At 46.7% G+C, this 24,214-nt stretch carries 25 protein-coding genes; 19 read left to right on the top strand and 6 right to left on the bottom strand.

Annotation, left to right across the window (positions count from 1 at the left end; translation table 11 throughout):
* The first annotated feature begins 78 nt into the window (after positions 1-78).
* The 5 genes from ACQY6I_RS20320 to ACQY6I_RS20300 all read left to right on the top strand — a co-directional run bounded on the left by ACQY6I_RS20320 (position 79) and on the right by ACQY6I_RS20300 (position 3,529).
* Positions 79-855 carry a 2OG-Fe dioxygenase family protein gene (locus ACQY6I_RS20320; protein ID WP_428243343.1) on the top strand — a complete coding sequence of 259 codons (777 nt, stop codon included), beginning with the start codon at positions 79-81 and terminating at the stop codon, positions 853-855.
* A 175-nt stretch (positions 856-1,030) separates the two neighbouring features.
* Entirely contained in the window at positions 1,031-1,675 is a 645-nt protein-coding gene (locus ACQY6I_RS20315; RefSeq protein WP_428243342.1) for a DUF6348 family protein, read from the top strand.
* 1 nt (position 1,676) lies between these two features.
* Positions 1,677-2,177, top strand: a complete 501-nt coding sequence (locus ACQY6I_RS20310; RefSeq protein WP_428243341.1) for a protein-tyrosine phosphatase family protein — start codon at positions 1,677-1,679, stop codon at positions 2,175-2,177.
* Between the two features lie 72 nt (positions 2,178-2,249).
* Positions 2,250-2,732, top strand: a complete 483-nt coding sequence (locus ACQY6I_RS20305; RefSeq protein ID WP_428243340.1) for an N-acetyltransferase family protein — start codon at positions 2,250-2,252, stop codon at positions 2,730-2,732.
* A gap of 422 nt (positions 2,733-3,154) precedes the next feature.
* Positions 3,155-3,529, top strand: coding sequence for a hypothetical protein (locus tag ACQY6I_RS20300; RefSeq protein WP_428243339.1), 375 nt, complete (start codon positions 3,155-3,157; stop codon positions 3,527-3,529).
* Positions 3,530-3,669: 140 nt separating this feature from the next.
* On the opposite strand, the gene ACQY6I_RS20295 is transcribed toward ACQY6I_RS20300, so the two are convergent.
* Positions 3,670-4,536, bottom strand: a complete 867-nt coding sequence (locus ACQY6I_RS20295) for a U32 family peptidase (RefSeq protein ID WP_428243338.1) — start codon at positions 4,534-4,536, stop codon at positions 3,670-3,672.
* A gap of 9 nt (positions 4,537-4,545) precedes the next feature.
* Positions 4,546-5,538 (bottom strand): ubiquinone anaerobic biosynthesis protein UbiU, encoded by a 993-nt coding sequence (gene ubiU, locus ACQY6I_RS20290; protein ID WP_428243337.1) that lies wholly within the window; start codon positions 5,536-5,538, stop codon positions 4,546-4,548.
* A 133-nt stretch (positions 5,539-5,671) separates the two neighbouring features.
* Here ubiU and ubiT point away from each other — a divergent pair, with 133 nt between their 5' ends.
* The gene (ubiT, locus tag ACQY6I_RS20285; RefSeq protein WP_428243336.1) at positions 5,672-6,154 is read left to right on the top strand and encodes a ubiquinone anaerobic biosynthesis accessory factor UbiT; all 483 of its coding nucleotides are present in this window, start codon (positions 5,672-5,674) and stop codon (positions 6,152-6,154) included.
* Between the two features lie 255 nt (positions 6,155-6,409).
* Here ubiT and ACQY6I_RS20280 read toward each other — a convergent pair whose 3' ends face one another.
* A complete protein-coding gene (locus tag ACQY6I_RS20280; RefSeq protein ID WP_428243335.1) occupies positions 6,410-7,651 on the bottom strand; it encodes a cystathionine gamma-synthase family protein in 1,242 nt (413 codons plus the stop codon).
* Between the two features lie 225 nt (positions 7,652-7,876).
* On the opposite strand from ACQY6I_RS20280, the gene ACQY6I_RS20275 reads away from it, so the two are divergent.
* Together ACQY6I_RS20275 and ACQY6I_RS20270 are read left to right on the top strand one after the other, a co-directional pair.
* The gene (locus tag ACQY6I_RS20275; RefSeq protein ID WP_428243334.1) at positions 7,877-8,194 is read left to right on the top strand and encodes a hypothetical protein; all 318 of its coding nucleotides are present in this window, start codon (positions 7,877-7,879) and stop codon (positions 8,192-8,194) included.
* Positions 8,195-8,526: 332 nt separating this feature from the next.
* Positions 8,527-9,387 (top strand): hypothetical protein, encoded by an 861-nt coding sequence (locus ACQY6I_RS20270; RefSeq protein WP_428243333.1) that lies wholly within the window; start codon positions 8,527-8,529, stop codon positions 9,385-9,387.
* A 24-nt stretch (positions 9,388-9,411) separates the two neighbouring features.
* Here the strand turns inward: ACQY6I_RS20270 and ACQY6I_RS20265 are convergent, their stop codons facing one another.
* On the bottom strand, positions 9,412-10,266 hold the full coding sequence (locus tag ACQY6I_RS20265; RefSeq protein ID WP_428243332.1) for a hypothetical protein: 855 nt from the start codon (positions 10,264-10,266) through the stop codon (positions 9,412-9,414).
* A gap of 312 nt (positions 10,267-10,578) precedes the next feature.
* Between ACQY6I_RS20265 and ACQY6I_RS20260 the strand changes: the two genes are divergently transcribed.
* The 3 genes from ACQY6I_RS20260 to ACQY6I_RS20250 all read left to right on the top strand — a co-directional run bounded on the left by ACQY6I_RS20260 (position 10,579) and on the right by ACQY6I_RS20250 (position 14,442).
* On the top strand, positions 10,579-11,784 hold the full coding sequence (locus tag ACQY6I_RS20260; protein WP_428243331.1) for a pyridoxal-phosphate-dependent aminotransferase family protein: 1,206 nt from the start codon (positions 10,579-10,581) through the stop codon (positions 11,782-11,784).
* Between the two features lie 396 nt (positions 11,785-12,180).
* Entirely contained in the window at positions 12,181-13,515 is a 1,335-nt protein-coding gene (locus tag ACQY6I_RS20255) for a methyl-accepting chemotaxis protein (protein ID WP_428243330.1), read from the top strand.
* Positions 13,516-13,680: 165 nt separating this feature from the next.
* Positions 13,681-14,442, top strand: a complete 762-nt coding sequence (locus ACQY6I_RS20250) for a pyridoxine 5'-phosphate synthase (protein WP_428243329.1) — start codon at positions 13,681-13,683, stop codon at positions 14,440-14,442.
* Position 14,443: 1 nt separating this feature from the next.
* On the opposite strand, the gene iolG is transcribed toward ACQY6I_RS20250, so the two are convergent.
* The gene (iolG, locus tag ACQY6I_RS20245) at positions 14,444-15,439 is read right to left on the bottom strand and encodes an inositol 2-dehydrogenase (RefSeq protein WP_428243328.1); all 996 of its coding nucleotides are present in this window, start codon (positions 15,437-15,439) and stop codon (positions 14,444-14,446) included.
* A gap of 255 nt (positions 15,440-15,694) precedes the next feature.
* Here iolG and ACQY6I_RS20240 point away from each other — a divergent pair, with 255 nt between their 5' ends.
* From ACQY6I_RS20240 to ACQY6I_RS20230, 3 genes are all read left to right on the top strand, one after another.
* Complete coding sequence (locus tag ACQY6I_RS20240; protein WP_428243327.1) at positions 15,695-16,183, top strand: N-acetyltransferase family protein; 489 nt, start codon at positions 15,695-15,697, stop codon at positions 16,181-16,183.
* Between the two features lie 125 nt (positions 16,184-16,308).
* Positions 16,309-16,776 carry a bacterioferritin gene (bfr, locus tag ACQY6I_RS20235; RefSeq protein ID WP_428243326.1) on the top strand — a complete coding sequence of 156 codons (468 nt, stop codon included), beginning with the start codon at positions 16,309-16,311 and terminating at the stop codon, positions 16,774-16,776.
* Positions 16,777-16,852: 76 nt separating this feature from the next.
* Positions 16,853-17,338, top strand: a complete 486-nt coding sequence (locus ACQY6I_RS20230) for a GNAT family N-acetyltransferase (protein ID WP_428243325.1) — start codon at positions 16,853-16,855, stop codon at positions 17,336-17,338.
* Here the strand turns inward: ACQY6I_RS20230 and nhaA are convergent.
* Positions 17,335-18,531, bottom strand: coding sequence for a Na+/H+ antiporter NhaA (gene nhaA, locus ACQY6I_RS20225; protein WP_428243324.1), 1,197 nt, complete (start codon positions 18,529-18,531; stop codon positions 17,335-17,337). The genes ACQY6I_RS20230 and nhaA overlap by 4 nt on opposite strands.
* Before the next feature lie 175 nt (positions 18,532-18,706).
* On the opposite strand from nhaA, the gene ACQY6I_RS20220 reads away from it, so the two are divergent.
* The 5 genes from ACQY6I_RS20220 to ACQY6I_RS20200 all read left to right on the top strand — a co-directional run bounded on the left by ACQY6I_RS20220 (position 18,707) and on the right by ACQY6I_RS20200 (position 24,210).
* Positions 18,707-19,747 (top strand): LacI family DNA-binding transcriptional regulator, encoded by a 1,041-nt coding sequence (locus ACQY6I_RS20220; RefSeq protein WP_428243323.1) that lies wholly within the window; start codon positions 18,707-18,709, stop codon positions 19,745-19,747.
* 112 nt (positions 19,748-19,859) lie between these two features.
* Entirely contained in the window at positions 19,860-20,873 is a 1,014-nt protein-coding gene (locus ACQY6I_RS20215; RefSeq protein ID WP_428243322.1) for a LacI family DNA-binding transcriptional regulator, read from the top strand.
* Between the two features lie 181 nt (positions 20,874-21,054).
* Positions 21,055-22,311 carry an ABC transporter substrate-binding protein gene (locus ACQY6I_RS20210; protein WP_428243321.1) on the top strand — a complete coding sequence of 419 codons (1,257 nt, stop codon included), beginning with the start codon at positions 21,055-21,057 and terminating at the stop codon, positions 22,309-22,311.
* Positions 22,312-22,504: 193 nt separating this feature from the next.
* Positions 22,505-23,395 (top strand): carbohydrate ABC transporter permease, encoded by an 891-nt coding sequence (locus tag ACQY6I_RS20205; RefSeq protein ID WP_428243320.1) that lies wholly within the window; start codon positions 22,505-22,507, stop codon positions 23,393-23,395.
* Positions 23,392-24,210 carry a carbohydrate ABC transporter permease gene (locus tag ACQY6I_RS20200; RefSeq protein WP_428243319.1) on the top strand — a complete coding sequence of 273 codons (819 nt, stop codon included), beginning with the start codon at positions 23,392-23,394 and terminating at the stop codon, positions 24,208-24,210. The genes ACQY6I_RS20205 and ACQY6I_RS20200 overlap by 4 nt, the downstream gene beginning before the upstream one ends.
* The last annotated feature ends 4 nt before the right edge of the window (positions 24,211-24,214 follow it).

Here is a 24,214-nt window from a genome sequence, read left to right as displayed (position 1 = left end):
ATGAACCCATGCAGGATGTTTTTCAACAACCGAAAAGAAATTGATACACTCTGCCTTCCTCAATGATGGACGAGCCCAATGACTGAACCGGTGCGAGACGATACGGTTGACGATCCAGGTCTGATCGATGATCTTCAGGAGATCCTGCAGCAGCACTATTATGCCCACATAGCGGCAAAGGAATTGCGGCAATGGTTGCTGACCGATGACCCGGCTGCACTGAATGACTGGCAACTGTTTGCAGACAGTTGGCATGACCTGAAAGAGGATCCCTACATGGCCGATGGTGGTCATTATCGGCGTCGCCGTCATGCCACCTTTAGTGCCCTCCCGGGTACTGACACCTGGCGGCCGGAACCGCATCAACCTCATTACCAGAGCCTGAGTTACAACCCCTTGAATGGCGGCATACTGCGCTACTATGAACCGATTGCCGATGTTGTTAAAAGCAGCTGCATATTTGTCGCACTGATGAACACAGGCTGCCGGATCTTTTCCCGCCTGGCTCCTGAGGCTAGCTGGCATATCGAAGCTCACCAGTTTCGGATCGACGCCAATCATCACCAACGTGGCCTGCCAACGCCAGAAGGTATCCACAGTGATGGAGTCGATTTCGTCATGATGGTACTGATCAACCGCCATGGTGTCGAAGGAGGCATTAGCCAGATTTTCGATCACCGCCATAACCTGCTCGACGAATTTACCCTGTGTGAACCCATGAGTATGGCCATCGTTAATGACCGGGAAATTCTTCATGGCGTCACCGCCATCCAACAGATTGATCCTGCCGTGGAGGGCTATCGCGATATTCTGGTTGTGACCTTTAAAGACCGCCTGAGGGTTGCGGGGTATTAAAGCTGTAGCGGACATCTGGTATACGTTCTGTCGCTGACAGGGTTTCAATATATGTTGGTACTCAATGAAAGAGAATAAAGTCTACCCATCTTGGAATGCCGCATAAAATTAGTATTTATGTCGAAGACTATGTCACTTTGGCAGTGCAGGGATATTCTAAACCACAAGGTACTTCATGGAACCAATAACACTTGAAAAAGAATTATCTGAGTTGATGTCTGCTCATGAAATACAGTTTCAAATCAGCAATGAGTGGATTGTTCCTTTGGGCAAACTACCTGCGATCAGAGCTATCTGGTATCCCAGAGAACAAAACGGTTGTCTGGAAGTGGAGGTGTTGCTTGAGGACCGACGAATCGTTACGGAAAGTTTCGCAGGCATCGGCTCGGGGCGCAGTGCAATCAATGACGCATTGCACAATTTCTGTGTCAATTCTTTCCATGTCTTGCTTGCTTCCCTCTGGGGTCAAACCGATCCGGATCAGGTATCGATCGAACTCTGGAATATTGACGGGAAAGAATATAAAGCTTTTATTGGTAATATTGGTACCCGTGGCAGTACCGAAACTGATGCCACGATTCCAGATGGATTTTTTTCCGTCATCGAACAAGCCATTAAGAACAAATCGTTGAGTACTAACCCGTCATGGTTTCGTTGTTTTTTTTGCAATGTATCTGGCGAGCAAACCTTTGAAGCGTTAAACAATAATGAAATATGGGATGCAGGGTTATTGGCATTGAAATCATTGCCATGGATTAAAAAGCACGGTTACTACAGTATTCGCAATTTTATAATGCTGATAGAAAATAGAACTTCCTAATATGACTCCCGATATATATAAAGTTGAAGAAATCGGCAGTGGCTGTTTGTTTGTGATGGCAAAACCGGTATCCGGTGAATGGATCGAAGATGAGTTTACAGCTATTGCCCGCTTCGGCATCCATAAGATTGTATCTCTTCTCGAAGAACAGGAAGCCATCGATGTGGGTTTAAGCCGTGAACGTGAGCTGGCCGAAAAAAACGGTATGGAATTCATCTCCTTCCCCATTCCCGACAGAGGACTGCCGCATTCTGTAGCACGGTTTACAGCATTTACAAAGCGCTTGTATCACGAGATGGCCGGAGGGGTGAATACGGTGATTCATTGCCGTGCCGGCATTGGCCGAACAGGTATCGTTGCCGCAGGAGTTTTGTTGCAATGTGGTTTTGAACCATTAGGCGCATTCGAATATATATCGCAAAAAAGAGGCGTATCCGTACCAGACACTCAGGAGCAGATAGATTGGGTGACGCGCTATTGCGGTGATATTGTTAATACGTGATGAAAGCCATTTCGGGTTTTAGGAAAGGCTTCATATTTTCGGACATTACATCGGTTGGTATAAGAGGCGGCAATGGATCTGGAATTCAAAGTGATCAACTTAGAACGCGATTTCGATAGTTGTGTGGCGGCCCGTAAAGATGCCTACCTTTGCAGCTTCGGTCATTATGAGGGATTTGATGATTTTCTGACTGGCTATCGGGAACGAATAGCCGAAAGATTGTTGCTGCAGGAATGGTCTTACGTACATGTTTGGAACGGCAAAAACATTGCCGGTCAATTGGAGTTTCGCACGTTTTCATCTGAACCAAGAACCGGCTACATACATCTGATTTACCTGAAGCCGGAGTATCGCGGGCTGGGGCTTGCGCAACAGTTACAGGACCATATATTTTCTGTGTTGTTAAAGGCGAGCTGCAACAGAGCTATATTATCCGTCAGCCGTAGCAACCAGAGAGCGCTAAATTTTTATCAGCGAAATGGCTGGAAGTATTGTCGACCCAATCCCAAACATGCTGAGACAGATTACTATGAATCTGTATTGTTGGTTGAATAAAGATGACTACCGCAAAAGAGATAAATAATTCACCTGGATGTAGAATGACCGTGACATGGGTATTTATACCTGTTTCAATGTTCTGTTAAGGGCGCTTTAAAGTCCGGTAGTGCATCTTCTCTCTTGATAAATTCAGTATCAAAGCAACTGCCAACAGGTATGTCTTTTCACCATTTCGAGTTAGCCGGGAGTTTTAATGCTTAACAGCATTGGAATGACTGAACCCGCCAACAGACAGGAAAGCCATAACCATATTAAATACCATGACTCGTTTTCATTTGACAGAAATTTCCGTAATGCTGACCCTGACAACGTCCTGCGCGAAAATAGGCCATTTTTCAGAGGCCACTTAATTAAACATCATTTTATTCGCTGATAGAAAAGCTAACGAAGCCAATAACCTATGTTCACACGAAAACCAAATGAATGCAGTGATACCTAACGACCAATTTCGTCAACGGCGGAAGCTTTTAAAGATCAAAAAGACCAAATGTGACAAACACACCCCGCTCATGAAACGTGCACTCGTCGTGCAGAAATTATCCTCCTCCAACGAATTTGATTTTCGCCCAATAAGCATCCAATGCATTTGCCCGCCAGGCAAAAAACTCAGTTACCAAGGCAATTTCGTGGACGACCGTGGTGCAGAACGCGTGTATCTTGAAGGCCGGAATTTTGCAATGTCTAAAAAAGAAGCCTTTATGCAAAACCCTGCGGCGGCAGACCACAGAACAGGTACTGGCCGACAAGTGGCTTTTTCACTTGGCAAAGCCAACGATGAACCTAACTACAAGTAAGCCTTTTTGCTATAAAGTCATTAACGGAAATTCTTGAATGGAAGGGTGTATCCAGATAACAGCCGACTCATGAAGAAAACCTAAGGGTTGTGTTCATGAGTCTTGAGCTGAGTTTATGGCTTTAGCAGAGATGTCGAAGGTTAAACCCATTCCTTGCCAGCTTCTTCAAACCAGTAACCATTACAGCCGGTGCGGGCGATGGGAATCATAGGATCTGGTTGTCCGGTAAGTGCTTTGTGGTAGCGTTTTATCGTCTCAAAAAAGCCGTTTTTGACCGGGCTCAAACGAACGTAGTCAACGTTCATGAGTTCCATACGTGGTATCTCGGTAATCAGTTGGGCGATTTTTCCGGACTGGGTACTGATGCCGTTCAGGTTAAAAACGGGTTCGCCATCCTGGGAGAAAATCTGTATGCCGTCAGGATATTCCATGCAGATTTTTTGGCATTGGTCTTTTTGAAATTGGTGATGACGGGCTGAGTAGCAACGTGCGGAGTAGGCCAGTGGCAGGTAACCATAGGCGAAAATCTCCAGATCTACCGATGTCAGTGCCTGAGAATAAATGGTGTCTATCTGTTGGTAGCCAATTTCCACTGGGGGAACCCAAGTCACTGCACCCTGGCGGACCAGAAAATCCAGCGTGGCACTGCTGTATATGTTGATGGCTGGACCGAGTATAAAATTCTTATTGAGTTCTGATGCGATTTGTACAGCCGCGATGTCGTTGGCTTCCACAAGATACTGCTCGTTGGCACATATTTGTCTTACCTGACGAAAGTCGGATTCGGATTCCAGTAGTGTCAGGCTCGATAGAACGATTTCTTTGCCTTTTTCGCTGAGTTGTCTGGCGATGTCAAGCCAGTCGTCATAACGCAGTTCTTTGCGTTTTGGACAAATGGTTTCACCGAGGTAGACCCGGTCCACAGGGGCGCTGAGTAACTGGTGGTAAAAGTCAAAGGTATCATTTCTGTTCCAATAGAATTGGTTGGCACCAATTGTTATTTTCATTTCCAACTCCTATTGCCAGGGGCGGTCGTAGGCTCCCAGGGTTGTCTGTTCGCCTTCCGCATATGTTGCCAGAGTCGACATCCACTCATCTTTTACCTGATAAGGCTGATCTTTGGTCAGTTGATCCAGAGCCGCCCGCCATATTCGAGCGACATTTTCTATATACGCCGGACTGCGTTGCCGGCCTTCAATTTTGATGGCTTTGACGCCAGCCTGTTGCAGCTCCGGCAGAATAGCCAGAGTGTTGAGGCTGGTGGGCCATTCAAGGGTGTGATAAAGCTGATCTTCAACCTGAAAACGGCCTTTGCATAATGTCGGGTATCCGGTTTTTTCATCTGCTTTGAAACGATCGATGACAACATCATTGAGACGTGTTTCGAGGTATGCAGGGTGCTCCCGCCATTCCACGAACCGGGCCGGAGAGCAGGCGCCGTTTTTGTTGGGGGATTCGCCACATAAATAGGAAGACAGATGGCAGCGCCCCTCGGCCATGATACAGAGGCTGCCAAAGCCGAATACCTCAAGATCTATGGTGCTTTGTTCTGCCAGGTAGCGAACTTGTTTGATTGACAGCACTCTTGGTAGTACGGCGCGTTTGACGTTGAAATGCGACTGATAAAACTGCAGCGCTGGCAGGGACGTTGCAGAACCCTGAACAGACAGGTGTATGGCCAGGTCCGGGTATTTGCGGGCACAGTATTCCATCAGTCCTATATCTGCGAGGATGACGGCATTGGCACCAATCGCATGAGCTTCGTCAACGGCTTTGTGCCAGTCGGCGAGGGAGTCATTGTTTGCGTAGGTATTAATCGCTACAAATAATTTTTTGCCACGGTTTCTGACCTCGGCAATGGCATTCCGCGCTTTGCGGTCGTTGAAATTGAGGCCAGCAAAATGACGGGCATTGGTCTGGTTTTTAAACCCGATATAAACAGCATCAGCTCCCTGCTGAATCGCCGCCTTCAGGGAAGGGAGGTTTCCTGCTGGACAGACTAGCTCCATAAGATTCAAACAACTCTAATTAAAACTCACCATTCTAGATAAGCGTGCACGTGGCGGATTGATGGATATCAATTCGCTTAACTATCGAGTCTCTAGAATTGTTCTATTGTTAGGGATTGACCGTGGAGGTCATGTGTTTGAATCAACTCAGGTACTGAATGTTGCCAGTCGAATGTCGTTGATATGGCTGAAAACCTTCGCTTTGGCACCAGTATCGTTACAAAGCCGGCTGGTTTCCAGCGTTGTCACTCAGTGTTTCCGGCAGCAACTGGCGGAAGATGAATTCGATTTTCTACAGGGGCGCTGGGTCACGATTGAGCTAACAGATGCCGCTATGTGCTGGTCGTTTACGGTCGATGAACACCAGCATTTTCTGATGCGGCCTGGGCAGACGCAGAGTGAAAGCCGGATCAAAGGGCCAATCCGTGCTTTTTTGAAATTAATGTCGCGGACGGTTGATCCTGATACGTTGTTTTTTCAACGTGAGCTTGTGATCAGTGGTGATACAGAGCTGGGGCTGGCGGTCAAAAATCTGTTTGACAGTATTGAGCCGGAGGACCTGCCGAATCCCTTTCGCATTACCTTGCAGAAGCTGCATCAGTGGAGCAGGCCCTAGTGTAGTGTGTTGAATAAAACCTATATTAAACAAGCACCTCAAGATGTTCACAACGAGGTGCAGCTCGCAGGCGATGGTCATTCCCTTGTCAAGCGCTGGAATGAAGCGGTGGGCGTCTTGAGGGCTTCTCGAAGACTGGGACGCCGTTTGCTGAACTTAACATAGAGTTGCGAAGTGAATTCGGCGGCCCATTTAAATATGCGTTTTATTTGAGACACGACACTAGGGCGTGGCAGGTCGTTACAGTGACCGGGTTTATCCATTTAGTGTCCGGTCAAAGTCGTTTATGAGGTCTTCAATGTCTTCGATGCCAACGGAAATCCGGATGGTATTGTCGTCAATCCCCATGCTTGCCCGGCGTTCCGGTCCCATTTCATAAAAGATGGTATGGGCCACTGGGATGATGAGCGTGCGGTTGTCGCCCAGGTGGGAAGAAATAATCGGCACCTGCAGTTGGTTAAGAAACTCGAAGCAGTCGATGGCCGGGTCCAGGTTGATGCTGATCAGGCCACCATAGGCCATAAACAGTTCTGCGGCCCTTTCGTGTTCTGGATGCTCTGGCAGCCCTGGATAGAAGACTTTGACGATTTTATCCTGCTGACTCAGAAATTGTGCCAGCTTCAGAGCGTTGTCAGAGATTTTGCTCATCCGCAGGGACAGGGTTTCGGCGCCGATGGCAATGTGGTGAGCAGCCATGGAATCCAGGGTGGCGCCGGTATCGCGCAGACCTTTTTTCTTGATCTGGGTAAGTGCCCAGTTGCGGCTATCGCCTTTTTTATAGGTGTCGATGATGTTGTCGTAGCGGCTCCAGTCAAACTGACCCAGCTCTGTGACGGCGCCGCCAAGTACATCACCATGACCGGCAATGCACTTGGATAGGGAGTTGATTGAGAGTGATGCCCCCACTTTAATTGGTTTGAACAGGTATGGGGAGGTCATGGTGTTATCCACGACGAACACCAGTTGTTTTTCCTGGCACAGTTGGCCAATGTTCTTCAGGTCGGCAATCTGAGTACATGGATTGGCAATCGTTTCCACAAACACCATTTTGGTGTTGGGTTGTACGGCAGCTGCGATTTGAGTGCTGTCGGTAGCATCCACGAAGCTGACTTCAATGCCAAAGTTCATCAGGGTATTCAGAAAGCTGTTGGTATTGCCAAATATAAAGCGGCTGGCAATCAGATGGTCTCCCTGGCGCAGCAAAGTCATCATGACTGCGCTGATTGCCGCCATACCGGTGGAGAAGGCAATGCTGCCGGTACCTTGTTCCATGGTGGTGATTTTGTTTTCCAGTGCCGTGGTCGTGGGATTATTCTGGCGACCGTAGGAGTATCCGGGCTTGGTGCCCTGGAATACTTCTGCAATCTCTCTTGCATCTTTGTAGCCGTAGGCGATTGCAGTATGGATGGGTTTACAGTTTGAACCATGTTCAATGGTGCTCTGACGATCACCGTGCAATATCTGGGTGGTAAAGCCACGTTTGGTTTCTGTGCTCACGGGGTGTCCTGGTCTGTTATTGATTCAAAAGGTGTTGTTCATATTATGTCAGACCTTAATGGTTGACGACCATCCGGAGGTTTTAATGTTAAACCGGTGTTCTGTGGAGAGATTGAAAAAATTACCGGGTTCTGGCAGCTGGTGAAGGAATTTATCGCTGCCTGATGAAAATATCCGCTCTAAGGTGCTAAAATACTGGGTTTGTTTACACAGCTAGACATGATCATGCTTGCTAATAAACGCCCAACCAAAAAAGAGCTTCGGGAGCACCTTGAACAGGAAGTGGAGAAGTTTTTGTCTCAAGGCGGTGAAGTCAAGAACATTGAGAATGGCAAATCCGGTGACAATGTTCTGAATCCCTGGAGTATCCCTCTGCAGTTCAATGGCACCCGGGAAGAGCGTCATCCTGTGGGTGAGCTGTTGAAGAAAATCGATGCCCGTAAACGTAAATCTCCTCCCCCTCCTCAAAAAAGCAAAGATAAACCACGCAAACACTGGATCTATGATGACTTTGGTGAGCCCCTACGTTGGGTGTGGAAATAACAGAGCGATCGCATCAGATTGTCTGGTATTGGTCACATTGTTACCTAACTCTGTCTGGTAAAATCGCGGGTTCGTCAATATGTCAGGACCGTCCGGATGCATCAATGTTCTATTGACAAACCCGGTGTCAGGCATAAGTGCTTCCGTACTGTGAGATGGATCATTATTTTCCTTGAGTAAAATAACAGACAGCATTCTCATTCAATAACCAATGTGCGAAACTTTGGACACTTACCAAAGCAAAAAAATCAAAACACGTCAAAAATGGGCAAGCGTCTTTGGCCGGTCCACTGTAGTGGTCGCTTAATCATATAGTAGGAAGGTTTGCAAAAATGATAAAAGTAATTTTCTGTGTGGCAGTTTTGGCAGGATTTCCATTTCTGGCCATGGCCGCAGAAGAGACTGTTGTTACGATCAGAACTCCTGAAGTTGTGAATGACAATGGTATGGCATATGGCAATAAACTCATCAAGCTGGCACTGGATAAAACTGTTTCCACTTATGGACCATATCGCCTGACTGAGGCTCCCAGAATGACCTCTGCTCAATCCAAACAGGCAATTATCCATAATTCATTGACAAATTTTGTCATGAAGACAAGTTATACCGACTCTCTGGCCAAACAGACCGCGTTTGTGGCGTTTCCAGTGGATTTGGGGATTGTGGGTTACCGGGTGTGTTTCACGTCCCGGGAAACCAAAGAAAATCTTGCTCAGGTTAAGACTGTTGATGATTTGAAAGGGTTTACCCATGGCCAGGGTACCGGCTGGGCAGATGTCAAAATCCTGCGGGAGAATGGTTTCAGTGTTCGCGAAGTATCGCATCGTGAGGGGTTGTATTTGCTGACGGCACACGGCTCTGTTGATCTGTTTTGTCGTGGTACCAACGAGTTGTTGAAAGAATATCAGGAATATAAAAAGTTTCCTGATTTGACCTACGATGAAACATTTGCCATTCAGTATCCACTGCCTAGATTCTTTTTTACGTCCAAGGAGAATCAGGATTTGGTCAAACGTCTGGATGACGGTATTAAGATGGCTTATGCAGATGGGTCTCTCCAGAAATTATGGTTGGAGAGTTATCAGGACAGCATCGACTTTGTACGTCTGGATAAAAGAAAAATTTTTCATATCCAAAATCCTTTAATTAAGGATCTGCCAGTCGATTATCAAAAATATATGTACCAGCCTTGATGCTGTCTGATATCTGAGTACCTGTTACGGTTTATACATGTACTGTTTGTAACTATCTGACAGCCCTTGTAAAAGAGGGTTGTCAATATAGAAAATTTTTCGCTTATCCAGACGTACAAAATTGATACTGTCTTGATAATTTGCCAGCCACAGTTTTTGCAGGCTGCCATCTGCATAAGCCATCTTAATGCCCTCATCCAGACGTTTGACCAGCTCCTGATTCTGTTTTGAAGTAAACAAAAAGCGGGGTAATGGATATGCCAGTGAGAAAGTTTCGTCGTAGGTCAGGTCAGGAAATTTTTTGAACTCTTCATATTCGGGTAACAACTCATTAGTACCCCGACAGAACAGATCGATAGAGCCATGTGCTGTCAGCAGGAATAAGCTTTCATAATGAGCCACTTCGCGAACGTTAAACCCGTTCTGTCGAAGGATGTCTACGTCTGCCCAGCCCGTGCCCTGACCATTGGTAAATGCTTTAAGGTCATCGATCGTCTTAACTTGAGCAAGTTTGGGTTTGTTGTCGACAGAGGTAAAACAGACCCGATAGCCCACTATTCCCAGATCTACCGGAAATTCTACGAATCCGGACTGACTGGCAACATCCTGGCTGTAGCTGTTTTTCATAACAAAATTGTTCAAGGTGTTATTGGCCAGCACATCAAGTGCCTGGGCATAAGTAAGGACGGGAGATAATACAATCCGATACGGGCCATATTTTGAAACGGTCTTGTCCAATGCCAGCTTGATCACGGCATTATCATAGTCATAACGTTTATCGGTAGGAGACTCGGGTGCTCGGACTGTTACTACGGTTTCTGCCGTAGTTACAGTTGAGATAGTAAGGAGCACCATCAGGCAGAAGGCTATTTTTATCATTATCGATCCTTTATCTGTCAATATAAAGCGTAGGAGAGATGTTTGCGACCGGATGGCAAATATACCTGAAGAATCAGGCAAAGGTTTTTCTTTTATGTACCAATTCGCAGCCAATTAAAAGTTTCGCATATTGGAATAAGCAAGAAAATGCTGTGAATCGATATGCTGCCATAAAAATGTGAAATTGTCGTTATGAGGTTGGTCTTGGGAGAATATCCCTCGAGTAGAGGCCCAAAAGATATTTCATGCGCTGTTTTGGGGCTCATGATAGCATTGAATGGTTCTTTAACTGCCAGATGAGTTTGAACTGCTATGCCTATCGATGTGCCTAAGATTGATCAGCTTTATCAGATATTGCCGGATGAACCTTTATTAATGATGGGGGCCGGACCTGTACCGATTCCTGAGGCTGTGGCGGCAGCGAATGGTATTGTGATTAACCATCTTGGCGAAGTCATGGCCAGGGTGATCGATCAGGTTAAGCGCATGGCTCGTTACATTTTCCAGACTCAGTCGGAATGGATCGTCGGTGTTGCCGGCCCAGGGTCGGCAGCCATGGAGATGGCGGTTGCCAATCTGGTTTGGCCGGGAACCCGGGTTTTGAGCATCTGTAATGGTTTCTTCAGCAACCGTTTGGCGGAAATGGCAATGCGTGCGGGTGCAGAAGTCGAACAGCTGAAAATTGCCGATGGTATCAGTACAGATCCGAAACAGGTGGCTGAGATATTGGCTCGATTTAAACCGGAGGTATTGACGATCGTTCAGGGGGAGACTTCCAATACCACGCACAACCACGCCTTAGATGAAATTGCGGCAGTTGCCAGAGAGCATGATTGTCTGGTGATTGTTGATGCTGTCTGTACCCTCAGCACCATGCCTTTGAAAATGGATGAGTGGGGGGTGGATGCCGTTATTACTGGTGGGCAGAAAGGGTTGTCGTCCATTCCCGGTGTTTCCCTGGTGGCGTTTTCCGATGCCGCCTGGAAGCGGGTAAACGCCCGTACTGAACCAATGCGGCATTGGACTCTGGATGCCAGCCTCGCCACTAAGTTCTGGCATCAGGCGTCATATCACTATACCGCTCCAGTGTCAGGGCTGTTGGCATTGCATGAAGCTATGCGGCTTGTGTGCGAAGAAACGCTGGAGCAGCGATATATCCGTCATCAGCATTGCTCGCTGGCTCTGCAGGCTGGAATCGAAGCTTTGGGTCTTAACTTGTATGTACAGCCTCCAGCCCGGTTGAATTCAGTACTGGGCATTGCTTTACCGAAAACATTGCAGCCAGCCGAGGTTTGTCAACACATCTCCCACAATTATCGGGTGGAAATTGCCAGTTCCTTTGGCCCTCATATTGTTCGGATTGGACAAATGGGAGAACAGTGTAGGGTCCATAACCTGTTTCGAACCCTGCATGCTTTTGGGTCAACTTTTAAAGACCTTGGTGTGAAAGTTGATGTGCCAGCAAGTATGGCCGCATTGGAAAACCGTCTACAGGATTTGAAAGCCACTCAGCCTTAACGGTTATTCGGATAATCATTGCGTCGTGCTGTCATAAAATCTGTCGAATTTACAAATTGATGCATGGACGCATCAAAGAAACAAGATGCTGTTATTAGCTTTTTAAATCAATAGGTTGTAGCGATTCTGATATTTGTCTGTTAGGGCATTTAACATGCTAAAGACTTATTTTGTTTGCTTTATTTCTGTTCTTAACTAGCCTATCAAATATGGGAATTCATGAAAAATTCTTCATTCCGTTTTTAGCTGTATAAAAAAATAGTTCTGTCATTGAGCTTTTTTTTGTGTGCCTGGAAAGTAATCGTAGCTATCGTATTTTGGTAAGTGTATAGGGCTCAGCTATCACGGTTTTTAAGAGCTTTCAGTATGGTTTATTTGTTTCAATGAGATTCGACAATGTTTAAATTTTTCCAGAGCTCTTCCGATACAAAACAATTGCTTGGTGATCAGCAAAGATTTAAGGATTTGGTTGAACAATCCAGCCCAGTTATTGAATTTGATGTTAGTGGAAAAGTTATTACTGCCAATACGATGTTTCAGACTCTCTCTGGATATTCATTGGCCGAGTTGTCTGGCATGACACATCAGCAGCTTTATTGTGCTGGTTTTTCGTCGCAAGACGAATACCGGTCCTATTGGCACCAAGCATGTCAGGGAAATACAAAGTCATCTCATCGCCAACTAGAGACCAAAGGTGGTCGGAAACTGTGGGTTTCCAGCGTTATTATTCCATCTAAAGACGCTGACAACAGGGTGGTGAAACTATTTGAGATCAATACTGATGTGACTGCTTTGTCCCATATGGCCGATAGCGGACTCAAGGCTAAGTTGGATGCATTTGATCGATCTAACGCTATTATCGAGTTTTCGCCACAAGGTGAAATATTGTCGGCCAACAAGAATTTTCTGGAAACTATGGGGTACCGGTCGGAAGAGATTGTTGGTCAGCATCACAGCCTGTTCTGTGAAAACGATTATGTATCCTCGGATGAATATCGGCACTTTTGGTCGCGTTTAAGTCGAGGAGAGTACGTACGGAACCGTTTCAAACGAATCGGAAAACATGGTCGTGTTGTCTGGTTGGAAGCGAGCTATAACCCGGTGTTTGATGAACATGGCAAGATTGTAAAGGTGGTTAAGCTGGCGACAGACATTACTGAGAATATCGCTCAATCAGAGATGGAGGCACAGAATGCATCGAGGGCTTACCATATAGCGTCTGAAACTGAGAGGGTGGCTGAACACGGTACCGAGGTGATACAAAGCGCGGCCCAGGAAATGAAAAGTATCGCCAACTCTATCAGCCAATCTGCTGAAGTGGTTGCTGAGCTGGGTCGTCAATCCGGTGAGATTACGGCTATTGTCAATACTATTCGCGGAATTGCAGATCAAACTAATCTATTGGCGCTGAATGCCGCCATAGAAGCTGCCCGGGCGGGAGATCAGGGGCGGGGATTTGCTGTGGTGGCTGATGAGGTAAGACAATTGGCAGGTAGGACCAGCCAGTCAACCCAGGAAATCTCTTCCATGATTGAAAAAATGCAGAGTGGAACGGATACCGCCATCAAAAGCATGAACCTCTGCCAGGATCAGGCTCAGCATGGTGTTGACCTGGCTACCCAGGCAGGGTCAGTGATCCTGCAGATCCGGGATGGAGCCAAGGATGCTGTAGAGGCCGTCAGTATGTTTGCGGATGTCATGGATGAACGGGACGCTGTTAACTCTCGTTAAACCTGGCTGTTAATATGGGCTTTCAGGTATTCCGTTAACTGGTGGAATACCTGGAAATCGGCACGGCACTGCTGAAAAATGGTTTTAGCTGTGTCGACATTTCGTTTGCATTACAATACCCTTCCTTCGATTCTCCCAACGTCGTTTTACTTTCAGGACGTAGCCATGCCGACAGCGCTCAGCGTCAACCTAAACAAAATCGCGTTATTGCGGAATTCTCGTGGAAGAGATTATCCAAGTATTCTTAAATTTGGCCGCCGGGCCTTACAAAATGGAGCTCGTGGACTGACGATTCATCCTCGACCTGATCAGCGCCATGCCCGCTATCAGGATGCTTATGATTTACGGGCATTGCTGGAAGAGTTTCAGGAAGCCGAACTGAATATTGAAGGCAATCCAATTGATGAATTCATGGATATGGTTCTTGATGTCGGGCCGGATCAATGCACTCTGGTGCCTGATCAGCCTGGGCAGATTACCTCTGATCACGGTTATGATCTGGATGCCGGTACCGAAACATTGAAGCCGGTTATTGAAAAGCTTAAGCGGTTTGATGTGCGAGTATCGTTGTTTATGGACCCGGTCCCGGAGAATATGGCCAAAGCCAAAGCAATCGGTGCAGATCGGGTGGAGCTGTATACTGAGAGTTGGGCTCAGGCATTTATGACGCCTCAGGAAGATCAGGTGTATGAGCAGTTTCGCTTAAGTGTACTGGCCGCCAGAGAAGCCAATTTAGAGGTCAATGCAGGGCATGATCTTGACTTGCAGAATCTGGCTATGTTTTTGACGATACCCGATATTGCTGAAGTTTCCATTGGTCATGCTTTGACGGTGGAGGCACTGGAATCAGGCTATGATTCGGTGATTCGTCAGTATGCGGCCATATGTTCTTTATCGATGGAGAGCACTCCAAACAAAGATTTCTAAGCTAACGCTCAAGCTCTACAATGTTGCCAGTATGCATGGACTCCAGCGCAGCCACAGCCAGGCGCTGGGCTTCCAGCCCATCCCTGATGTTGGTCAGGGCTGGGGTACCGGTTTCAATCAGTTCAATAAAAGCCTGCATTTCAGCTCTATAGGACCAGGCGAAGCGATCAATAAAATGGTTTTCCGGTTGTGAACTGGTCAGGCCCTGATGGTCGGCAATCGTCAGCAGGCTATGGCCGCGGTTGCCGATAGATAATACCTCTTTACTGCAGAGTACTTCGACCCGTTGTTCCAGACCAAATGCTGAGCGACGACTGTTACTGATTTGAACGAACCGACCGGAGATTGATGTCAAAGTGATCATGGCGGTATCAATATCCCCGGCATCGCCGATAGCAGCATTCTCCAGACAATTACCTACCGCATAAACTGTTTTGATTTCCTCACCCAGAAGATAACGAGCCATATCCAGGTCATGAATGCTTTGATCGAGAAACATACCGCCTGAACGTTTGATATAACCGATAGGTGGTGGAAATGGATCTCGGGAGATCATTAAGATCTGTTCGATATGGCCGGCGGTGCCATTGCTGAGCCGTTCTTTTAGGGTGCGAAAGTCCGGGTCGTAACGTCGTTGAAACCCCATCATGCAGCGTATGTCCGATTGTTCCAATGACTCAACGGTACTGATGGTGGTTGCAAAGTCGAGGCTGATCGGTTTTTCGCAGAATACTGCTTTACCGGCGCGGGCGGCGCGCATCAGCAGATCTGCATGAGAGTCTGTAGAACTGGCGATCACAATGCCATGTACATCTTCATCTGCAAATACGGTATCAACGTCCGCTTCAAGAGCGGCTGTTTTTTTTGCCAGTTCGGTCATATGATGGGAGCGCACCGGATCAACCAGATATTTAACATTCGCTTCCGGGTTTGCTGCTGCGTTCAGTGCATGAACAGTGCCGATGCGGCCTGTACCAAAAATGGCGAGATTGATCATTGTGTGTTCCGGTTATTCTATATCCTAAAGAATGGATGCTGTCTGTCATTAATTCCAGCCGGCCGAAAATGCCTGGGGAAACGGCCATTTAGCCTTCTGGCTGCTCAAATGGGTTGGCCATGGTGTCACTGATTTCAATGGCTATTGCTGAATCAGCAGGTCACAAGTATTTAGGATAGATCACTCTGCTCAAAATTGTTGAGACAGGCGTCAGTAAATTTTAGTCCATCCAATAGCTTTCAAAGGATTTTTGACATGATTCGTAATGTTACGTGTGAAGATGCTGAGCGTATCGCTGAAATTTATAACCACTACATACTTAACACGGTTATCACTTTTGAGGAGATTTGTCTGACTCCTGAAGAGATGTGTCAGCGTATTATTAAATTAGAAGATCTTAATTTACCATGGATTGTCATTGAGCAGGATCATCAGGTAGTCGGATATGCATATGCCGGTGTATTTCGGGAGCGGGCAGCATATCGTTATACGGCCGAGGCGAGTGTTTATTTGGATCATCAGGTTACTGGCGGAGGGTTTGGAACTCAGTTGTTCACAGAATTATTAAACCGCTTAGAGCAGACCTCCATCCATACCTTGATTGGTGGAATTGCTTTGCCGAATGCCGCGAGTGTGGCACTTCATGAAAAATTTGGCTTAAAAAAAGTTGCGGAAATTCCTCAGGTTGGTTTCAAATTTGACCGCTGGATCGATGTTGGATACTGGCAAAAAATTATTAAATAACAATGCGTTATAATGCTCATTAAACCAACAGGGACGATTGTCACCGGTTGGTTTAATGAGGTGTTTTAGTTTTTTCAATAAAAAAGGCTATACTAACCGGCTTTAGTGGAAACGGGAGAGGCAGAATGAAAGGTGACAGCAATATCATCAATGAACTCAATGTATTGTTGGAAGGTGAATTGACTGCAATCGATCAGTATTTTATTCATTCCCGCATGTATGAGGATTGGGGCATCTCCAAAATTTATGAGCGTCTCAATCACGAAATGGAAGAAGAGCGCGGACACGCAGACGCACTGATCAAACGCATTCTGTTTCTGGAAGGTAAACCGGATTTGAGTAAACGCTCACCATTGAATGTGGGCACCGATGTCACCAGTTGTCTGCAGAATGACCTGGAACTGGAATACAGCGTGGTTAAATCTTTACGGCGGGTTATCGCACTGTGTGAACAGGCTGAAGATTACGTCACTCGCGATATGTTGTTGCAACAGCTACAGGATACCGAGGAAGATCATACCTATTGGCTGGAACAGCAGTTGCGATTGATCAAACTGACCGGTCTCGAAAATTATATTCAATCACAAATGTGATATTGGTTGTTCATAAACTGTCGGCACCGGTCTTTGTGGCAAAGATCGGTCAGACCTTCATTTTCATATAGACATCATGTCTTTTAGTATTATTTTTGCCGATTATCAGAATCCGCAGCATGGTCATGACTTAGTCTACCTGCTGGATCATTATGCCCATGATCCGATGGGAGGTGGCGAGCCGTTGAGCTCGTATGTTCGTAGCCATTTGGTCGAAAAACTCCAAGCAGTACCTGGTGCGTTTTCACTGTTGTGTTATCAACAGCAGGAGGCAGTTGGGCTGGTTAATTGTTTTATGGGGTTTTCCACTTTTAAATGCCGCCCGTTGGTAAACATTCACGATGTTGTAGTGCACGCCGATTATCGTGGACAAGGAATTTCCCGGCAATTGCTGACCGTTGTGGAACAGGTCGCGCGCCAACGAAACTGTTGTAAGCTAACGTTAGAGGTTCTGGAAGGGAATGAGATTGCCCGGAAGGCGTATCGCAGATTCGGATTCGCCGGCTATGAGCTGGACCCCAAAGCCGGCACGGCACAGATGTGGCAGAAGCCGCTGGATTAACCTGATTTTTGGCCGTGTTGTTCCTTCAGACTGTATTTCAGTACCAGGTACCCTGCAATGCCGGATAACAGGGAGCCAATAACGATTCCAAGTCGATCAATTACCTGAATACTGCCGCCATCTTCGAATGCCAGAGAAGATATAAACAGGCTCATGGTAAAGCCGATTCCGCACAGAATTGCAACGCCCCAGAATGATCCCCAGTGAACCTGATCAGGCAGTTTTGCCAGTTTCAGTTTAATGGCCAGCCAGCAGAAGCCCATGACTCCGATTTGTTTTCCCAGAAACAGGCCGCTGGCAATACCAGCGGGAATACCCTGTACAACCTGTTGCAAAGTGAGCCCGGTGAGTTGAATGCCGGAATTACAGAATGCGAAGAACGGTAAAATGAAAAATGACACAAAGCTATGCAGTTCGTGTTCAAGGTCTTTCAGAGGAGATGGCTGGGATGGGTTGGGGTTCTTAAGTGGAATAAACAGCGCGAGTACGACTCCAGCCAGAGTGGCATGGACACCTGACTTAAGGGTGGCTACCCACATGATCATACCAACGATCAGGTAAGGGGTTTTCGCCATAACATCGTTGCTGTTGAGCAGCCACAGTAACCCAATACAGACGGCTACAATGAGCAGCGAGATCATAGAGATATGTGCACTGTAGAAGACTGCAATAATAATAATAGCGCCGACATCGTCGAAAATGGCCAGAGAGGTTAGAAATAATTTCAGACTGGTGGGGACCCTGGCACCCAGCAGGGATAAAATACCCAGAGAAAAGGCGATATCCGTTGCTGCTGGTATTGCCCAGCCCTGCATGGCGACCGGATCGTTAAAATTGAATGCGGTGTAAAACAGAGCAGGTACAGCCATGCCGCCGATAGCTCCAGCCAGCGGCAGAACAACTTGACCGGGACCGGACAGTTGACCATCCATTAATTCCCGTTTTAGTTCAAGGCCCACATGTAAGAAGAAAATAGCCATGAGACCGTCATTAACCCACAACAGTAAGGGCTTGGCGACTTCCAGTGCGCCTACCTGCAATACTACGGGTGTCTCAATCAGCAGGTCGTAGTATGCCGCGATTGGAGAGTTGGCAAGCAGCATTGCCAGGATTGCAGAACCGACCAGAAGTAAACCTCCAGCTGATTCCATAGCAAAAAAACGTTCAGCCAGAGAAACTGTCGTTTTGAACATGTACCAGGACCTTTTCGATAGAATGCGAACCCATGTTATTGGTGTCAATTCAGGCAAAATCAACGATTTAGTGTATAAATCGGATCTGTTAAGCCCGATCAAAAGAATAGTAAAAATTTACCGGGTCTGCTTAAATAATTTCTGCTATTTCATATTGACTGTTGCTGCATAATTTATGGCTACTATAAAAGACATTGCCCAGGCAGCCGGAGTTTCACCGACGACTGTATCCAGGGTTTTGAACAATGACGCGTCTTTGTCTATTTCAGAGGCGACTAAAAAAAGAGTCATGGAGGCTGCCGGTAAACTGAATTATGTTCCGCCGAGGCAGCGCGGTCGCCGACCGAACGCAAAATTGCATATTGCACTGCTGCATTATCTTTCCCCAACCGAAGAGTTACATGATTCGGATCCTTACTACACCGGGTTACGACTGGGAGTGGAGGAGCGTTTGCAGCAACTGGGTATTCCTCTACAGCGGATATACCTGGATCCAGCGCATGGACATGAGGCTTTCGATACTCTGGATGGCCTGATTGCCACGGGTTGTTATTCGAGTGCGGATGCGCAGCGAATATATGAGCTGTGTCCGAATCTGGTATTTGTTGACTCATCCCCGGGCGATGATTGGGCTGACAGTGTGGTGATTGACCTGGAGCACCTGATGCAGGCGATGCTGGATCAGGTTTGGGCGCTGGGGTATCGCAATATTGCCTACATCGGTGGTTATGCGCTTCCTAATCAGGTCGATCAGTGTCACAGCGAGGCACGCTGCAGATCCTTTTTGGAATTTATGTCTACCAAGGGTTTGGACCGACCGGAAAATATATGTATTCAGGGTTTTACCCTTCAGGATGGTTATGATCAAGCCGGTAGGTTGTTGCAACTTGATTCGATGCCTGAATTGGTGGTCGCAGGAAATGACAGCCTGGCGATTGGTGCCATACGTGCATTTCATGAGGCCGGGCTGAGCATTCCTGAAGATATTGCCGTGCTGGGGATTAATGACATTCCCACCGCGCAATATCTGCACCCATCTCTTACGACTGTCAGAGTTCATATGGAAATGATGGGAGAGAGCGCTGTTGATCTGTTGATGGAGCGATTGCATGGGCGGACGATTGCTAAGAAAGTGGTGTTGCCGACGCAATTGATCTGGCGTCAGAGTTGTCCAAACCGACCATTGCAGAGGCTGCCCGAGCCAGAGGTCGTTTAAGGCGTTTTCGCAGAATAATTCGAAGGAAATTTTCGTTTTGACATAGTAAAAATTTACCAGGTCTGGTTAAATAATTTACTCCCTCCAAATCAATGGTTTTGCTGTATATTTTATGGCCACTATCAAAGATATCGCCCTGGCAGCGAAGGTTTCTCCTGCAACGGTTTCCAGGGTGCTGAATTACGACAGTACCCTGTCGATTTCGCAGGCCAAAAAAAAGAAAATTTTCGAAATCGCAGAAAGCCTGGAATATGCTCCGCCGCGTCAGCGTGCCCGTCAGAGTCGTCATCAGCCCCAGTTGAATATGGCTCTAATACACTTTCTATCGCCGGCTCAGGAACTGGAAGACCCCTATTACATTGGGGTGCGTCTGGGCATTGAGCATCGCTGTCAGCAGCTGGGCATCCGCCTGAATAAGATATATCGTGATTTGCCTGCCGATGAAGAGGTGCTCAAACAAATGGACGGCCTGATCGCAATTGGCCGTTATTCAACCCACGATTCAAAGTGGATGTTGAGTATGTGTCAGAATCTGGTTTTTGTGGATTCATCACCCATTGAGGAAACCTTTGACAGTGTGGTGATTGATCCTGATCGAACGGTTCGGATGATACTTGAACAACTGTGGAGCCTGGGATATCGCAACATCGCCTACATCGGCGGTTATGAGATCATTGCAGAGTTTGATACCCCCTTGGGTGAAAAGCGGCGGAAGGCGTTTATTGAGTTCATGTCCGAGCATGATGTTTATCGGCCGGAGCACGTTTTTACAGAAGGTTTCACACCGTTGGAGGGATATTCCCAAGCCAAAAAGTTGCTGGACCTGGAGAAACTGCCGCAGGCGGTGCTGACAGGTAATGACAGCCTTGCCATTGGCGCTATGAGAGCCTTCCACGAAGCCGGTATCAATATCCCCGCAGATATTGCTGTCATTGGTATTAATGACATCCCCACCGCCCAGCATATGCACCCCACACTCACAACCGCCAAGGTCTATACGGAGATGATGGGGGAAACGGCCGTTGATCTGGTGATCGAACGGTTACATGGCCGTACCATTCCCAAGAAAGTCGTGTTACCAACCCATCTGGTATGGCGCCAAAGTTGCCCTAACAAAGCTGTCTAACCGGGCTGATGATGGACATGGCGTTGACAGGCAAAATCTCATAGTAAATATTTACTGATATCTGGTAAATTTTTATTGAGTGACCAGCTAATTTGGTCGATACTTACAAAGCCTGTTATCAGGCCCTTTGGTCCGAGTGATCGGACGGTGGGACTTAACAACAAATAAAAGAGAAGCCGCCATGCGTATTCCAACTAAATTGATTGCTAAACTTGTTCTATGTTTTATGCCGGCCATTGCCTGGGCAGCCGGTAAAGAAATCACAGTCTGGGCATGGGATCCCAATTTTAATATTGCCATCATGAAAGAGGCTGCAGAGCGTTATAAAGCTGACCATCCTGATGTGAAATTTAAAATTGTCGATTTCGCTAAAGCTGATGTAGAGCAGAAGCTGCTCACCAACTTGGCGTCAGGGGTCACCAAAGCATTGCCGGATATCGTTTTGATTGAGGACTATAATGCGCAGAAGTATCTGCAATCATTCCCTGGATCATTTGCCGATCTGACCAAAGAAATCAACTACAAAGATTTCGCACCATATAAAGTGTCGTTGATGACCGTGAACAAAAAAGTCTATGGCGTACCGTTTGATACTGGTGTGACCGGGCTGTTCTATCGTCGCGACATTTTGGAAAAAGCCGGTTATACAGAAGAAGATATGAGCGATCTGACCTGGGACCGTTTTATTGAAATCGGCAAAGCCGTTAAAGAAAAAACCGGTACCTACATGCTGAGTCTGGATCCCAATGATTCTGGTATTCTGCGTATCATGATGCATTCTGCCAACTCCTGGTTCTTTGATGACAAAGGTCATCCAGCCTTGGACACCAATCCGGTACTGGCTGAGTCTATGAGTACCATTCAGAAACTGTTTGCCAGCGGTATCGTTCGTCCAAGTAACAGTTGGGCCGACTGGGTATCCACTTTCAATCAGGGTGAAGTAGCCACCGTGACAACCGGTGTTTGGATTATCGGTTCGGTAAAATCAGTGGCTGAGCAAAGTGGCAAATGGGGTGTTGCTCCTATTCCAAAATTGAATATTGCCGGTGCGACTCATGCGTCAAACCTGGGTGGTTCAAGCTGGTATGTAATGAACAGCTCCAAGGCCAAAAAAGAAGCGATCGATTTCCTGAGAACCATCTATGCCGGTGATACCGATTTCTATCAGGATATTCTGGTACAACATGGCGCAGTGGGTACTTACCTGCCTTCCCAAACCGGACCTGCTTATGCCACCAAAGATCCTTTCTTTGACGGACAGGCTGAGTTCCTTTCCTTCAGCAAATGGCTGAAAAAAGTACCGGCCCTCAATTTCGGTCTGTACACCTATGAAGTAGGAGATGCACTGGTTGCACAAATTCCTGGCTTGTTACAGGGCGGTAGTGTTGATCAGGCTCTGAAAAATGCCCAGCGGCAGGCTGCATCTGTGGTTCAATAACGAATCAGAGTTGTAATCGTCGGGTCGTTGGTTCTGCGATAAACTGTTTTAGTAATACTGATCCCAAAGTCATATGTTCCTGGGGCTTTGGGTCAGTTAACGCTGATATGTCTTACCGCAGCCTCCGACCATTAATCTACCTAATCCTGGTTCGTTATTGACGGACCCTCCAGTTGTACTAGAGGTATGGTGTATGGCACGGCAGCAAACCACGCCTATGAATCGTTTTATGAACGTCAATGGCTGGGCATTTGTATCAGTTTCACTTGTACTTATTGCACTGTTCAGTATTTATCCAGTGCTCAAATCTTTGTGGCTGTCCACCCAAGTGGGAATGGGAGTGGTCACGCATTTTGGCGGTTTCAGTAATATTGTTCGACTGTTTAATGACCCATTATTTCTGACAGCGTTAAAAAATACATTTATTTTCCTGATCGTTCAGGTGCCAATTATGATTCTGTTGGCGCTGGTTCTGGCGAATGCCTTGAATAACCCCAATCTGAAATTTCGGGGGATCTTGCGGACGGCGATTTTTTTACCCTGCGTGACATCGCTGGTGGCCTATTCGGTGTTGTTCAAAAGCATGTTCAGTTACAACGGTCTGATTAATTCTTTTTTATTGGCCATACAGGTCATTTCCGAGCCCATACCCTGGCTGACGGATCCTTTCTGGGCCAAAGTCACCATTATTATTGCCATCACCTGGCGCTGGACCGGTTATAACATGATTTTTTATCTGGCGGCATTGCAGAATATTGATCGTTCTATCTATGAAGCCGCTGATCTTGAAGGTGCATCCGCCCGTCATAAATTTTTCAAGATTACGATACCGATGCTCAAACCGGTTATCCTGTTTACCACAATTACCTCAACCATTGGCACTCTACAGTTGTTTGATGAGGTTATGAATATCACGGTCGGTGGGCCTGCAAACGCAACTATCACGTTGTCGATGTATATCTATAACCTGTCTTTCAAATTTGTGCCCAATTTTGGTTATGCTGCCACGGTTTCCTATGTGATCGTATTGATTGTAGCGTTGTTGTCTGTCCTTCAGTTTAAGGTGGTCGGGAGAGAAAAATGATTTCAAGAACCCAGCGCGATCTGATACCGACTTATGTGTTTCTGGTGATCATTGCATTTTTGTCCATTTTTCCGTTTTTCTGGATGATCGTCAGCATCACCAATACCAACTCAGATATCTTTTCCGGGTCCATGTCATTTGGCAGCAACCTGATCAACAACTTTAATAGCTTTAACGAGCAGGTGAACCTGGGCCGGGTGCTCTGGAATACCACCAAAGTGGCTGTCATGGGGACATTTTTGACACTGTTGGTCGCTTCTCTGGCCGGTTATGGTTTTGAGATGTTCAAGTCGAGAGTTCGTGAGCGGGTTTATCAGGTTATTCTGTTGACCATGATGATTCCGTTTGCCGCCTTGATGATCCCTTTGTTTACCCTGTTTGCCAAAAGTGGTCTGTTGGATACCCACATTGCAGTGGTACTGCCCACGGTTGCCTGGGTATATATCATTTTTTATTTTCGTCAGAGTTCCAAAGCTTTTCCTGCGGAGTTACGTGAAGCGGCCCGAGTGGATGGCATGAATGAATGGCAGATATTTTTCTTTATATACATACCGATCATGCGTTCCACGTATGCAGCGGCATTCATTATTGTGTTTATGGCTAACTGGAATAACTTCCTCTGGCCGTTGATTGTGTTGCAGTCAGATGAAATGAAAACCATGACGTTGGTTATTTCGTCGCTCTCTTCAGCGTATACCCCGGATTATGGGGCTGTGATGGTTGGTACGGTACTGGCCACTATTCCCACATTGATTGTGTTTTTTGCCATGCAACGGCAGTTTGTGCAAGGCATGCTTGGTTCAATTAAGCAGTAGGTAC

The organism is Gynuella sp. (assembly GCF_050297175.1).
In the GTDB taxonomy this organism is placed as follows: domain Bacteria; phylum Pseudomonadota; class Gammaproteobacteria; order Pseudomonadales; family Natronospirillaceae; genus Gynuella.
This window is presented reverse-complemented; position numbering and strand designations above follow the sequence as displayed.